The organism is Mesorhizobium sp. WSM3626, from assembly GCF_000513935.1.
GTDB classification, from domain to species: domain Bacteria; phylum Pseudomonadota; class Alphaproteobacteria; order Rhizobiales; family Rhizobiaceae; genus Mesorhizobium; species Mesorhizobium salmacidum.
Genome location: NZ_AZUY01000007.1, coordinates 172,479 through 185,326, shown reverse-complemented (window position 1 = coordinate 185,326; position 12,848 = coordinate 172,479). Strand labels below are relative to the sequence as shown.

Here is a 12,848-nt window from a genome sequence, read left to right as displayed (position 1 = left end):
CCATCAAGGAACTGGTCGACACGACAGGCGCCGGCGACCTCTACGCCGCCGGTTTCCTGCATGGCTATACACAGGGCCGCGACCTCCAGACCTGCGGCGATCTTGGCTCACTGGCGGCCGGATTGGTGATCCAGCAGATCGGCCCAAGGCCACGGCAGAACCTGCGCAAAGAGGCAGAGCAAGCGGGGTTGCTGTAGGGTGAAGCTGCCCGTCTCCCCCCTCGTGGGGGAGATGGCCGGCAGGCCAGAGGGGGGCGATGTCCCGCCAACATCTCGAGGTTTTCCCTGCCGCCGACGGCATGCCCACGGGTGACGCCGAGCGGCCGCGCGCGTGAACACAAGTATTGCTGCGTAGCGATCCTTCGCGCCCTCCTCTGCCCTGCCGGGCATCTCCCTCACGAGTGGGGAGATCGGCAGCTTCGCCGTCTCGCTCACCGTCGCGCAGTTGTCACAGACCGCTCCTAAAGGCAAATGCGAGCATGCCGTGACTGACATTTCGGCAGGCTAATCAGGGTGTGGAGCAATGCAGGACAGCAATCTGTCGGGTCGCTGCATCTGTTGCCGTCGCGCTTTCTATTTTCCGCCGTAACCGTTCTACAACCGGCCGCGGCTGAGGGAGGAGCGCGCGCGGCATAGAAGACAGATGCATGACCAGATTTCAGACCAAGACGACCGGCATCACGCAGGACGATTTCGCCGACATGGTGGCGGAAAAAGTCGAGCGTGCGCTTGCCCACTATGACGAGGCCATCAACGCCCCGACAATGATCTCGGTCGGCAAGATCGCCGGCAGCATAGCGTCCGCGGTCACCTTGCTGTCGCCCAAGCACCAGCGCGCCATCGACGCCATCCATGCCGACCTTCCCGGCCTTGCCTCGAAATTCGTGCGTGCGCTCGCGGCGGAAGCCGCGCGCCGTAGCGAGGCCGGCACCACCGGGACGACGACGCTGTCGGCGGAGGCCGAAACGCTTCCCGCGCTCCCCCAGTCCGACGATCTAGAATCGATGCTGATCGAGGACTGGGCCGGCCGCGTCGCCGGCTCGACCTACCTCGAGGAAAACCTGCGCATCGCCCGCTCGACCCTGCACCGCTGGCAGAGACGGGGCGACGTCATCGCGCTGCGCAAGGGCGGTCGCAAGCACGTCTTCCCGCTGGCGCAGTTCGTCGACGGCAGGCCGGTGGCGGGCATAAGCGATGTGCTGGAGCTGATCGGCAACCCGAGGCTCGCATGGCTGTGGCTGACCCGCCCAGCGGCACAGCTCGACGGCCGCATTCCGATCGACCTGTTGCGCCAGGACCGGGCGGAGGAGGTGGTCGAGGCGGCGCGGGTGTTCGCGCCGGGGTGAGAGACCCAGTCCGATCGCCAGCTTTCGTCCGCCACGCCGACCGCTCCTCAAGTCCCCGCCGTGTACGCCGCGATCGCCGCCATATTCACGATGTCTGAGTCCTTGGCGTTCAGCGAGACGATCTGCACCGGCTTGTTCAGGCCGACCAGCAGCGGGCCGATGACGGTCGAACCGCCGAGTTCCTGCAGCATCTTGGTCGAGATCGAGGCCGAGTGGAAGGCCGGCATGATCAGCACATTGGCCGGGCCGGTGAGCCTTATGAACGGATATTGCGCCATGGCGCGGGCGTTGAGCGCCACGTCGGCCGCCATTTCGCCGTCATATTCGAAATCGACGCGGCGCTTGTCGAGGATGCGCACGGCTTCCTGGATGCGTTCGGAACGCTCGCCCTGCGGATGGCCGAAGGTGGAATAGGCGAGCATGGCGAGTCTTGGCTCATAGCCCATGCGGCGGGCAAATCCGGCGGCCTCCTCGGCGATGTCGGCGATCTGCTCGGCGTTGGGCATGTCGTGCACTGCGGTGTCGGCGACGATCACCGTGCGGCCGCGCGCCAGCACGATCGAGACGCCGATGACGCGGTGGCCGGGCTTGGCGTCGATGACGCGCCTGATATCGTCGAGCGCGGTAGAATAGTTGCGGGTCACGCCGGTGACGATGCCGTCGGCATCGCCCAGCGCCACCATGCAGGCGGCGAAATGGTTGCGGTCGTTGTTGATCAGCCGCTGGCAGTCGCGGAACAGGAAGCCTTTGCGCTGCATGCGTTCGTAGAGATAGTCGGTGTAGATCGAATTGCGGCGCGACAGGCGCGCATTGATGATCTCGATGCCTTGTTTGTTGAGGTCAATGCCGGCGTGCCTGGCGTTCTCCTTGATGACGTCGTCGCGGCCAAGCAGGATGGCCGTGCCGAGCCGCTGGTTCACATAGGAGACGGCGGCGCGCATCACCTGCTCCTCCTCGCCTTCGGCGAAGACGATGCGCTTGGGCTGGCGGCGCACGCGGTCGTAGATACGCTGCAGGGTCGAGGCGATCGGGTCGCGGCGGGCGGAAAGCTCCTGCGCATAACGGTCGAGATCGAGAATAGGCTTGCGGGCGACGCCCGAATCCATTGCCGCCTTGGCCACGGCGATCGGAATGGCGGAGATCAGGCGCGGGTCGAACGGCACCGGAATGATGTAGTTGGGACCGAATTTCGGCCGGTTGCCCTGATAGGCGGCGGCGACGTCGTCGGGCACGTCCCGGCGCGCCAGTTCGGCGAGCGCGCGAGCGGCGGCGATCTTCATGTCGTCATTGATGGTGGTGGCCCTGACATCCAGCGCGCCGCGGAAGATGTAGGGGAAGCCGAGTACGTTGTTGACCTGATTGGCGTAGTCCGAGCGCCCGGTGGCCATGATGGCGTCAGTGCGGATCTCGGCCACTTCCTCCGGGGTGATCTCGGGATCGGGATTGGCCATGGCGAAGATGATCGGGTTCTTGGCCATCGACTGCACCATGGCGGTGGTCAGCGCCCCCTTGGCGGAAAGGCCGAGGAAGACATCGGCGCCGTCGAGCGCTTCGGCCAGGCTGCGCGCATCGGTCTTGATCGCGTGCGCCGACTTCCACTGGTTCATGCCCTCGGCGCGGCCCTGGAAGACCACGCCCTTGGTATCGCACAAGGTGATGTTTTCGGGCGAAAAACCCATCGCCTTCATCAGCTCGATGCAGGCGATGCCGGCGGCGCCCGCGCCATTGCAGACCAGCTTCGTGGTCTTCATGTCGCGGCCGGTGACCTCCAGCGCGTTGATCAGGCCGGCGGCCGAGATGATGGCGGTGCCGTGCTGGTCGTCGTGGAAGACCGGGATGTCCATCAGTTCGCGCAGGCGCTGCTCGATGATGAAGCATTCCGGCGCCTTGATGTCTTCCAGGTTGATGCCGCCGAAGGAGGGGCCGAGAAAGCGCACGCAGTTGATGAACTCGTCGGCATCCTCGGTATCGACCTCGAGGTCGATGGAATCGACGTCGGCGAAGCGCTTGAACAGCACCGCCTTGCCTTCCATCACCGGTTTGGAGGCCAGCGCGCCGAGATTGCCTAGGCCAAGGATGGCGGTGCCGTTGGAGATGACGGCGACCATGTTGCCGCGCGTCGTGTAGTCGAAGGCTCTCGATGGATCGTCGGCGATGGCGCGCACGGGCACGGCGACACCAGGCGAATAAGCGAGGCTGAGATCGCGCTGCGTCGTCATCGGCTTGGTGGCGACGATCTCCAGCTTGCCGGGCCTGCCCATGGCATGGAATTCGAGCGCTTCCTGCGCGCTGACGGACGGACCGTTGTTCTCGGTTTTCCTGGCCATGATGCTTTTGATTTCCTCGCCGGTGGGACACCTTTTTGAAGCGGGTGCCTGTGTGCTTGCGAATTAAGACCACGGGCCGCCGCGTGTAAACCACGAAGCTCTGCAAAGCTGCTTCAAAGCGGACACGCTCGGTCAGGAGCTATTCTGCGCCACCCTGGATGCCATGATTTCATGCGCATGCTGGCGCGCCGTTGCCCATCGCCGCAGCGTCCTGGTTCCGGGGAACGGCCATTGCGATAGCGGCGGTTGGCTGCTTCCCAGCCTCTTCAGCAGGTCTGACAGGAATACTGTGAGGTCCTGCCGTTGAGCCCGCACCTTGGCCAGCGTGCGGTTGCGAATCTCCTCGCGCGGAATGGCGCGGTCGCGCAACGTCTCGACGGCGCGCCGGATCGCCGCCGGATCGGGCTCGGCGATGATGCAATAGTCCGGATCGAAAAAGACGTCCCGGCCGCCAAGACTAGGTGTGGTCACCACCGGCAACCCGGTCATAAGATATTCCATGCTGGAGCACATTGCCCCTTCCGCCGCCGACAGACAGAGCCCGACCGCGGCCTGGTTGTAGACGCGATTGACCTCCTGCGGCGCCAGCCAGCCAGTCAGGCCATTAATGATCGGGTTGGCGATACGATGCAACGGCGATTGCGCCTGCAAGCGGCGGATGAAGGCACGGTCACCGGCCCGGGGCAGTTCACCGATCGAAAAGGTGATGTGGACAAGCCTTTCGATGTCGAAAGCGAGGTAGTGGCGCATGGTGTGCGAGATGCGACCGTTATAGACTGCGTCGAATTCGACGGGGACACCCGGCAATGGTCTAGAGATGTCCTCTGAGACCATCAAATTGTGGTTGGAGAAGATCGCGGTTCCTCCCACAGCGGTGACCAGACGACGCTCCTCTTGCGTATTGCAAAGAAAAAATCAATTCGTGGAGCGGGAAGTTCTCGCGGTACCAGGCGAGACCCCGGCCAAGCTTTGCGACGACGTGCGGCCGCTCGAGCGTCCAACTCGGCATCAGCAGGAACACGGCGCGCCGCGAGGCCAGGCGACGGCCGATTGCCACGATTGAGTTGAGTGGACGCGCGCCGCCGACCGGCGTGTAGATCAGCAGTGGATCGTGGTTGAGTACGTAAACCGCGAGCCAAATGCCGCCGCCCAGGTGGACAACGGACCGCTGAGCGGCAGCGCGAAAGAAGGCGCTTGGCCGCCAAAACCTTAAGCCCGTCCAATTGTTGGCTGGCGTGCCGGGCCGCCATGAGCCAGAGCCGTTCGAGTACCGAGCCGATCGGCCCCACCATCTCCTCGAACGTTTCGTGCCCGTCCCTGTCCATGATGCCCCGCCACTATACTCCAAGACGACAGATATTCGCGATCACACCATCGAGCAATGCACGCTGAATAGCCCCTTCCATGGAAAGATGGCTCGCGGTCTTCCCCTGCTTTCTATCCCCCCGGCATTAAACCGCGCCATCACATCTGCTAGCGTGCCGCGCCATGAACATGCACAGCCCGAACGAGCCCGACGCCGCCCCCGAGGTGATGACGCCGCCGCAGCCCGGCGCTGCCGCCGTCACGCCGATGATGGAGCAATTCATCGAGATCAAGGCGGCGAACCCGGATTCGCTGCTGTTCTACCGCATGGGCGATTTCTACGAGCTGTTCTTCGACGATGCCGAGAAGGCGAGCCGCGCGCTGGGCATCGTCTTGACCAAACGCGGCAAGCATCAGGGCCACGACATTCCGATGTGCGGCGTGCCGGTGCATGCGGCCGACGATTACCTGCAGAAGCTGATCGGCCAAGGATTCCGAGTTGCCGTCTGCGAGCAGATCGAGGATCCGGCCGAGGCCAAGAAACGCGGCTCCAAATCGGTGGTGCGCCGCGATGTGGTGCGGCTGGTAACGCCGGGCACCATCACCGAGGATAAATTGCTGGCACCGTCGGAATCGAGTTTCCTGATGGCGCTGGGCAGGGTGAAGAGCGGAGCGGAGGCAAGAGGCGGGGAGCGCGGCAGCGCGACAGGGAACCGAGGAAGCTTTGCAATTGCCTGGATCGACATCTCGACCGGCGCCTTCCGCGTCGCGGAGACCACCGCCGACCGGCTGCTCGCCGACATCTTCCGTGTCGATCCGCGTGAGCTGATCGTCGCCGAGCCGGTGTTCCACGATCCCGAGCTGAAGCCGGTTTTCGACGTGCTCGGACGTGTCGCCAGCCCACAGCCGCCTTCGCTATTCGATTCGGCCTCGGCCACGGGACGGATCGCGCGCTTCTTCGAGGTGGCGACACCAGACAGTTTCGGCACGTTTTCGCGCGCCGAACTGTCGGCGATCTCGGGCGCCATCGCCTATGTCGAGAAGACGCAGAAGGCCGAACGGCCGCCGCTGTCGCGGCCCGAGCGCGAGGAGCAGGGCTCGACCCTGTTCATCGACCCGGCGACGCGCGGCAATCTCGAACTGTTGCGCACGCTGTCCGGCAGCCGCGAGGGTTCGCTGTTCAAGGCGATCGATCGCACGGTGACCGGCGGCGGCGCGAGGCTGCTCGCCGACCGGCTGATGGCGCCGCTCACCGACCCGGCGGCCATCGGCGCACGGCTGGATTCGGTGTCGTTCTTCCGTTCCGAAGTGCGGCTTTGCCAGGCAGTGCGGATGAGCCTGAAGAGTGTCGCCGATATGCCGCGTGCCCTGTCCAGGCTGGCGCTCAACCGGGGCGGCCCGCGCGATCTCGGGGCGCTCCGCGCCGGCTTCGAGGCGGCAGGCGCCATCGCAGAAACCTTTGCCGCGATCGCCCTGCCTCAGGAATTGGCCGGCGCAATGGCCGCAATTCAGGCGCTGCCCAAGACACTTGCCCAATATCTCACCCAGGCGCTCGGCGAGGAACTGCCGCTGCTCAAACGCGACGGCGGTTTCGTCCGCGGCGGCTACCATGCCGAACTCGACGAGATGCGGGCGCTGCGCGACGAGTCGCGCAAAGTGATCGCCGGGCTGGAGCGCTCCCTGATCGAGGAGACCGGCATCCGTTCACTGAAGATCCGGCACAACAACGTGCTCGGTTACTACATCGAAGTGACGGCCAACCATCATGCCGTCATGACCGGCAGCGATGGCGCCAAGGCGCGCTTCATCCACCGCCAGACCATGGCCAATGCCATGCGCTTCACCACGACCGAACTCGCCGAACTGGAGACCAAGATCGCCAATGCCGCCGACCGTGCGCTGAGCATCGAACTGGCCGCCTTCGATGCGCTGACGGCGGAGGCGGTCGGCGAGGCCGAGGCGATCCGCGCCGGCGCCGATGCGCTCGCCGTGCTCGACGTGTCGGCGGCACTTGCGCTTTTGTCGGAAAGCGAGAGCTGGTGCCGGCCGGTGGTGGATTCCAGCCTTGCCTTCGAGATTTCAGGCGGCCGGCATCCAGTGGTCGAACAAGCGCTGCGCCGTTCGGGCGAAGGCCCGTTCGTCGCCAATGATTGTGACCTCTCGCCGGAGGGAAATGCCAAAAACGGCGCGATCTGGCTGCTGACCGGCCCGAATATGGGTGGTAAGTCGACGTTCCTGCGGCAAAACGCGCTGATCGCGATCCTGGCCCAGACCGGCTCCTTCGTGCCGGCGGCGTCTGCCCATATCGGCGTCGTCGACCGGCTGTTCTCGCGCGTCGGCGCGTCGGACGATCTGGCGCGCGGCCGTTCGACCTTCATGGTCGAAATGGTCGAGACGGCGGCGATCCTCAACCAGGCCGGCGAACGCGCGCTGGTGATCCTCGACGAGATCGGCCGCGGCACCGCAACGTTCGACGGCCTGTCGATCGCCTGGGCGGCGGTCGAATATCTGCACGAGAAGAACCGCTGCCGGGCGATCTTCGCTACCCATTTCCACGAAATGACCTCGCTCGCAGGCAAGCTGGCGCGCCTTTCCAACGTCACCATGCGGGTCAAGGAATGGGAAGGCGACGTCGTTTTCCTGCACGAGGTCGGCAAGGGCGCCGCCGACCGCTCCTACGGCGTGCAGGTGGCGCGGCTCGCCGGCTTGCCGGAAGCGGTGGTCGACCGGGCCAAGGCGGTGCTGCACCAGTTGGAGGAAGGCGAGGTCTCCGGCAAGACCAACCGGCTGGTCGATGACCTGCCGCTGTTTTCGGTGGCGGTGAAGAGGGAAGCGCCAAGGCCGGTGAAGAGCGACGCGCTGGGCGCAGCACTCGGCGACCTCAACCCCGACGAGATGACGCCAAAGGAAGCACTGGAGGCGCTTTACCGGCTGAAGGGGCTGGCGGCGAAGTAGTCAGATCATCTCCAGCCCACTTTTACGGCTGGGCGGCGGGAACGCACGGTCGAGATCGGCGATGTCCTGCGGCGTAAGGTTTATGTCCAGCGCGGCAAAATTCTGGCGGACGTGCTCTTGGCTGCCGGCCTTGGGAATGGCGATGACGCCGTCCTGCTGGATTACCCAGGCCAAGGCGATTTGCGCCGCGGTTGCGCCGTGACGGGCTGCGACTGCGGCGAGCCTGGCATTATGTGCCAGCGCGCCCTGCTCCACCGGCGAATAGGCCATCAGTGGGATGCCACGTTTCCTCATCCAGGGCGTGAGATCGAATTCCGGGCCGCGGCGGACCAGATTGTAGAGCACCTGGTTGGTCTGTACCTTGTCGCCGTCGGACAGGAACGCCAATTCCTGCATCTCGTCGGTGTCGAAATTGCTGACGCCCCAATGCCGGATCTTGCCGGCTTTTTTCAGCGCCTCGAAGGCTTCGACCGTTTCCGATTGGGGCACGCTGCCCGGCCAATGCAGAAGATAGAGATCAATGCGGTCGGTGGCGAGGCGCTTCAGGCTGTTCTCGCAAGCGCGCTGCACGCCGGCCCGCGAAGCGTTGGAAGGCAGGACCTTCGAGACCAGGAAGACCTCGGCGCGGCGCCCGGCGATAGCTTTGGCCACCACTTCTTCCGCACCGCCGCCGGCATACATTTCGGCGGTGTCGATCAGCGTGACGCCGAGATCGAGACCGAGCTTGAGCGCATCTACCTCCTCGGAGCGCCGGCGCGACTCCTCGCCCATCTTCCACGTACCCTGGCCGAGAACGGGTATGGCCTCGCCGCAGGGCAGCGTGGTGGTCCTGACGCTCGATTCCATGGCCTGGCTCCGTCGGTACCCGTTCCCATCGAGCCGCGACGAGACTCCGAAAGGAGTTCTCGCCGGGTCCTGCTTGGCGATGCCGGAAGCTTACTTCACCGGATGGGCGGCGAGCCAGTCCTGCATCTGCTTGATTTCGGCTTCCTGCGCGGCGATGACGCCTTCGGCGAGTTTGCGGATTTCCGGATCCTTGCCGTTGGCCAGCTCGACCTTGGCCATGTCGATCGCGCCCTGATGATGCGGAATCATACCGCGGACAAAATCGACATCGGCATTGCCGGTATATTGCGAGGCCATCATGTCGGTATGCATCTTGTCCATAGCCGCCTTGTAGCCCGCAGTCGAAGGGCCTTCCGCCCCCATGGCCATGGCGCCCATGTCGTGCTTCATCTCCTCGCTCTGAGCCGGCACGCTTTCGAGGAAGACGGCAAGCAGCATTCCGGCGGCCATCAGCAGCAGCACGAGTTTTTTAGCCAAGGTCATTCATGATCTCCTGTTGTTTGGGTTTCGTATCTGGGAGTTGATCTCAGAGTTTCAACGTTCTGAGCCGCAATGCGTTTGCGATCACCGAGACGGAGGACAGGCTCATCGCCGCCGCCGCCAGCATCGGCGACAAAAGAGTCCCGGTGAGCGGATAGAGCACGCCGGCAGCGACCGGCACGCCGAGCACATTGTAGAGGAAGGCGAAGAACAGGTTCTGCCGGATGTTGCCGATGGTCGCCTGGGCCAGGGTGCGGGCGCGGACGATGCCGTTGAGGTCGCCCTTGACCAAAGTGATGCCGGCACTCTCGACCGCGACATCGGCGCCCGTTCCCATGGCGATGCCGACATCGGCGGCGGCAAGCGCCGGCGCGTCGTTGACGCCGTCGCCGGCCATGGCGACGCCGGCGCCCCTGCCGCGCAGTTCGTCGACGAGCGCTGCCTTCTGTTCCGGCAACAGACCTGCCCGAACCTCGTCGATGCCGAGACGTCCAGCGATCGCCGTGGCCGTGCGCTCATTGTCGCCGGTCGCCATGATGATCCTCAGCCCGCTGTCATGCAGTGCCTTGATCGCCTCGGCCGTGGTCGCCTTGACCGGATCGGCGACGGCGACGATGCCAGCCAGCTTGCCGTCGACAGCGACGAACATCGCCGTCTTGCCATCGCCCTGCAACGCTTCCACGCTGGCCAGGATTGCGGAAACGTCGATGGCGAGATCGGCCATCATCGCGGCATTGCCGAGCGCGACCTTCTTGCCCGACACCGTGCCGGAAACGCCCTTGCCGGTAACCGCTTCGAAGCTGCCGGCCCCGGCGATCTTCACGCCGCGCTGGCCCGCCCCCTCGACGATGGCCTCGGCCAGCGGATGCTCCGAGCCTTTTTCCAGGGTCGCAGCGTATACCAGCAATTCGTCCTCGGAAAAGCCACTGGCAGCCACGACATCGGTCAATTTCGGCCGGCCCTCGGTCAGCGTGCCGGTCTTGTCGACGATCAAGGTGTCGACAGCGGCGAAACGTTCAAGCGCGGCGGCTTCCTTGATCAGCACGCCGGCATGCGCGCCGCGCCCGGTGGCGGTCATGATCGACATCGGCGTGGCGAGACCCAGCGCACAGGGACAGGCGATGATCAGCACCGAAACCGCCGAAACGATGGCGAAGATCAGCCTGGGCTCGGGGCCGAAGACCGCCCAGGCGATGAACGCGGCGATGGCGACCATGACGACGGCCGGGACAAAGTAGAAGGAAACTCGGTCGGCCAAGCCCTGGATCGGCGCGCGCGAGCGCTGTGCCTTGGCGACGAGTTCGACGATGCGCGACAGCGTGGTCTCGGCGCCGATCCGTTCGGCGCGCATGATCAGCGAGCCGTTCTTGTTGAGCGTGCCGCCGGTCAAGGCATCGCCTTCGGCTTTCTCGACCGGCAAGGGTTCGCCCGTGATCATCGATTCGTCGATGGAGGAGCGGCCTTCGAGTACCGTGCCGTCGACCGGCACGGCATCGCCGGGCCTGACGCGCAGGCGCTCGCCGGTCTTGACCTCGTCCAGCGGCACATCGCTCTCGGAACCGTCCTCGGCGATCCGCCGTGCGGTCTTCGGCGCGAGGTCAAGCAGAGCTCGGATCGCCGATCCGGTCTTTTCGCGGGCGCGCAGTTCCAGCACCTGGCCGAGGAAGACCAGCGCCACGATGACTGCGGCTGCCTCGAAATAAACCGGCACCGCACCGCCATGGCCGCGAAACTGATGCGGAAAGATGTCCGGGAAGAGCGTGGCGGCGACGCTGTAGAGATAGGCGGCGCCGACGCCGAGCGAAATCAGCGTCCACATGTTGGGGCTGCGGTTGAGGATCGAGTCCCAGCCGCGATGGAAAAACGGGAAGGCGGCCCAGAGCACCACCGGGCTCGCCAGGACCAGTTCGATCCAGACCTTTGCGCGATCCTCGACCAGGCCCTCCAGCGACAGGCCTACCATCGGCGCCATGGCGATGATCAGCAGCGGGAGCGACAGCACCGCGCTCACCCAGAGCCGCCTGGTGAAATCGACCAGTTCGGGATTTGGCCCTTCATTGCCCGTCGGCACGCCCATTGGCTCGAGCGCCATGCCGCAGATCGGGCAGGAGCCGGGCTTGTCGCGGATGATCTGCGGATGCATCGGGCAGGTATATTGCGTGCCCTTGGGCACCGGCGCCGGTGCCGGCCTGCCGCCGAGATAGGTTTGCGGCGCCGCCTCGAACTTCGCCTTGCAGCCGGCGGAGCAGAAATAAAAGCCTTGGCCTTCATGGCGGACAAAATGTTTCGCCGCCGCGCGGTCGACGCTCATGCCGCAGACAGGGTCGGTCGCCGTCAGGTAGCTTTCCGGCTCGGCCTGAAACTTCGAACGGCAGCGCTCGCTGCAGAAATGATAGACGCGGCCGCCATGCTCGAATGTCGGCTTGCCGGCGGCCGGATCCACGGTCATGCCGCAGACCGGGTCGCGCAGGACCGCATCCGAGGCGGCGCCTTTCGGCGCGCAACAGCCGCCATGCGAGCCGTGTGTGTGATGATCGTGTTCTGAATGCGTCATTCTAAAATGCCTTGATTGTCACTGCTTCAAAACCCGAGGTAGTGCTTCCAGTAACTGGAAGGTCAAGGGCCGTTTTGGTTTGGTTCTCCGAGCCCAGCGGATTGACCGAATGGCAAAAACTGTACACAACCGCGCGCCTACGCTGAAACCGCGCCGCTGCAAATGTATTACACGCTACCTTTCCCGCTGGATCTTTGCCCATAGTGAAGCGCCTGGTCATCAACCTCGATCGGTCTCCCGACCGGCTTGCCCATACGACGGCGGAGTTTGCGCGCATCGGCCTCGGATTCGAGCGGGTTGCCGCAATCGATGCAAGGGACCACCCGGAGCTCATGCTGCAGCGCCAGCATCCACTGCATGCGGTGCGGCGCCTGTCCGGCAGCGAAATCGCATGCCTGCACAGCCATCGCGCCTGCTGGACCATTATCGCGCAAGACGACGCGCCCTATGGCGCCGTCTTCGAGGACGACATCGTGTTTTCCGCGAAAGCCGGTGCGGTGCTTGCCGATACGAGCTGGATTCCGGCCGATGCCGATGTCGTCAAGCTGGAGACATTCTTCCACACAACCGTGATCCAGAGGGAGAGGTTTTCCGTCGGCGGCGGTTTTTCGCTGTTCAGGCTCCGCAAGAACCACATCGGAACCGGCGGTTACCTGCTCTCCCGGCAAACGGCACGTGCCCTTCTCGAGGTGACCGCCGACGTCAATGTGGCGGTGGACAGTCTCATCTTCGACCCTGCGTTCGCTACGTCGACCGGCAAGACGATCTACCAGCTTGTCCCGGCGCTCTGTGCGCAGGAGCAGTTCGTGGGCAACAGGTTGCCTAGCCTGGTTGAACCGGGACGGGAGGCCGAGTGGGTCGCAAGCGGGCTCGCCGACGGACACAGGATGCCGGCTCTCGCGCGGATACGCAGGGAGGCCCGGCGGGCAGCGCGGCAGATCACCGATCTCTGCAGGCTGCGGCGGCAGATTGTCGTACCGCTCGCTCCAGTCGAGGCAAACGACTAGAGCGTTTGCCCGGGCAAACGACTAGAGCG

The 12,848-nt window shown here is 64.7% G+C and carries 9 protein-coding genes; 4 read left to right on the top strand and 5 right to left on the bottom strand.

What is annotated here, in order from left to right:
* Both M653_RS0108260 and M653_RS0108255 read left to right on the top strand, forming a co-directional pair.
* The coding region (locus tag M653_RS0108260) for a PfkB family carbohydrate kinase (protein ID WP_027142917.1) at positions 1–197 on the top strand (197 nt) is incomplete at its 5' end.
* 449 nt (positions 198–646) lie between these two features.
* Positions 647–1,345, top strand: coding sequence for an antitoxin Xre/MbcA/ParS toxin-binding domain-containing protein (locus tag M653_RS0108255; protein ID WP_027142916.1), 699 nt, complete (start codon positions 647–649; stop codon positions 1,343–1,345).
* A gap of 47 nt (positions 1,346–1,392) precedes the next feature.
* On the opposite strand, the gene M653_RS0108250 is transcribed toward M653_RS0108255, so the two are convergent.
* Positions 1,393–3,672 (bottom strand): NADP-dependent malic enzyme, encoded by a 2,280-nt coding sequence (locus M653_RS0108250; RefSeq protein ID WP_027142915.1) that lies wholly within the window; start codon positions 3,670–3,672, stop codon positions 1,393–1,395.
* 132 nt (positions 3,673–3,804) lie between these two features.
* Complete coding sequence (locus M653_RS1000000137575) at positions 3,805–4,479, bottom strand: glycosyltransferase (protein ID WP_245262078.1); 675 nt, start codon at positions 4,477–4,479, stop codon at positions 3,805–3,807.
* Positions 4,480–5,160: 681 nt separating this feature from the next.
* Between M653_RS1000000137575 and mutS the strand changes: the two genes are divergently transcribed.
* The gene (gene mutS / locus M653_RS0108240) at positions 5,161–7,932 is read left to right on the top strand and encodes a DNA mismatch repair protein MutS (protein ID WP_027142914.1); all 2,772 of its coding nucleotides are present in this window, start codon (positions 5,161–5,163) and stop codon (positions 7,930–7,932) included.
* On the opposite strand, the gene M653_RS0108235 is transcribed toward mutS, so the two are convergent.
* From M653_RS0108235 to M653_RS0108225, 3 genes are all read right to left on the bottom strand, one after another.
* Positions 7,933–8,778 carry an aldo/keto reductase gene (locus tag M653_RS0108235; protein WP_027142913.1) on the bottom strand — a complete coding sequence of 282 codons (846 nt, stop codon included), beginning with the start codon at positions 8,776–8,778 and terminating at the stop codon, positions 7,933–7,935. It lies immediately after the preceding gene.
* 90 nt (positions 8,779–8,868) lie between these two features.
* A complete protein-coding gene (locus tag M653_RS0108230) occupies positions 8,869–9,261 on the bottom strand; it encodes a DUF305 domain-containing protein (RefSeq protein ID WP_027142912.1) in 393 nt (130 codons plus the stop codon).
* 43 nt (positions 9,262–9,304) lie between these two features.
* Complete coding sequence (locus M653_RS0108225; RefSeq protein ID WP_027142911.1) at positions 9,305–11,812, bottom strand: heavy metal translocating P-type ATPase; 2,508 nt, start codon at positions 11,810–11,812, stop codon at positions 9,305–9,307.
* Positions 11,813–12,015: 203 nt separating this feature from the next.
* Here M653_RS0108225 and M653_RS0108220 point away from each other — a divergent pair, with 203 nt between their 5' ends.
* The gene (locus M653_RS0108220; protein ID WP_027142910.1) at positions 12,016–12,819 is read left to right on the top strand and encodes a glycosyltransferase family 25 protein; all 804 of its coding nucleotides are present in this window, start codon (positions 12,016–12,018) and stop codon (positions 12,817–12,819) included.
* The last annotated feature ends 29 nt before the right edge of the window (positions 12,820–12,848 follow it).

Excerpts from the sequence above, each read along its gene's own strand:
- M653_RS0108255 (WP_027142916.1), top strand. The coding sequence starts at position 647 with ATGACCAGATTTCAGACCAAGACGACCGGCATCACGCAGGACGATTTC.
- M653_RS0108250 (WP_027142915.1), bottom strand. The coding sequence starts at position 3,672 with ATGGCCAGGAAAACCGAGAACAACGGTCCGTCCGTCAGCGCGCAGGAA.
- mutS (WP_027142914.1), top strand. The coding sequence starts at position 5,161 with ATGAACATGCACAGCCCGAACGAGCCCGACGCCGCCCCCGAGGTGATG.
- M653_RS0108235 (WP_027142913.1), bottom strand. The coding sequence starts at position 8,778 with ATGGAATCGAGCGTCAGGACCACCACGCTGCCCTGCGGCGAGGCCATA.
- M653_RS0108230 (WP_027142912.1), bottom strand. The coding sequence starts at position 9,261 with ATGACCTTGGCTAAAAAACTCGTGCTGCTGCTGATGGCCGCCGGAATG.
- M653_RS0108225 (WP_027142911.1), bottom strand. The coding sequence starts at position 11,812 with ATGACGCATTCAGAACACGATCATCACACACACGGCTCGCATGGCGGC.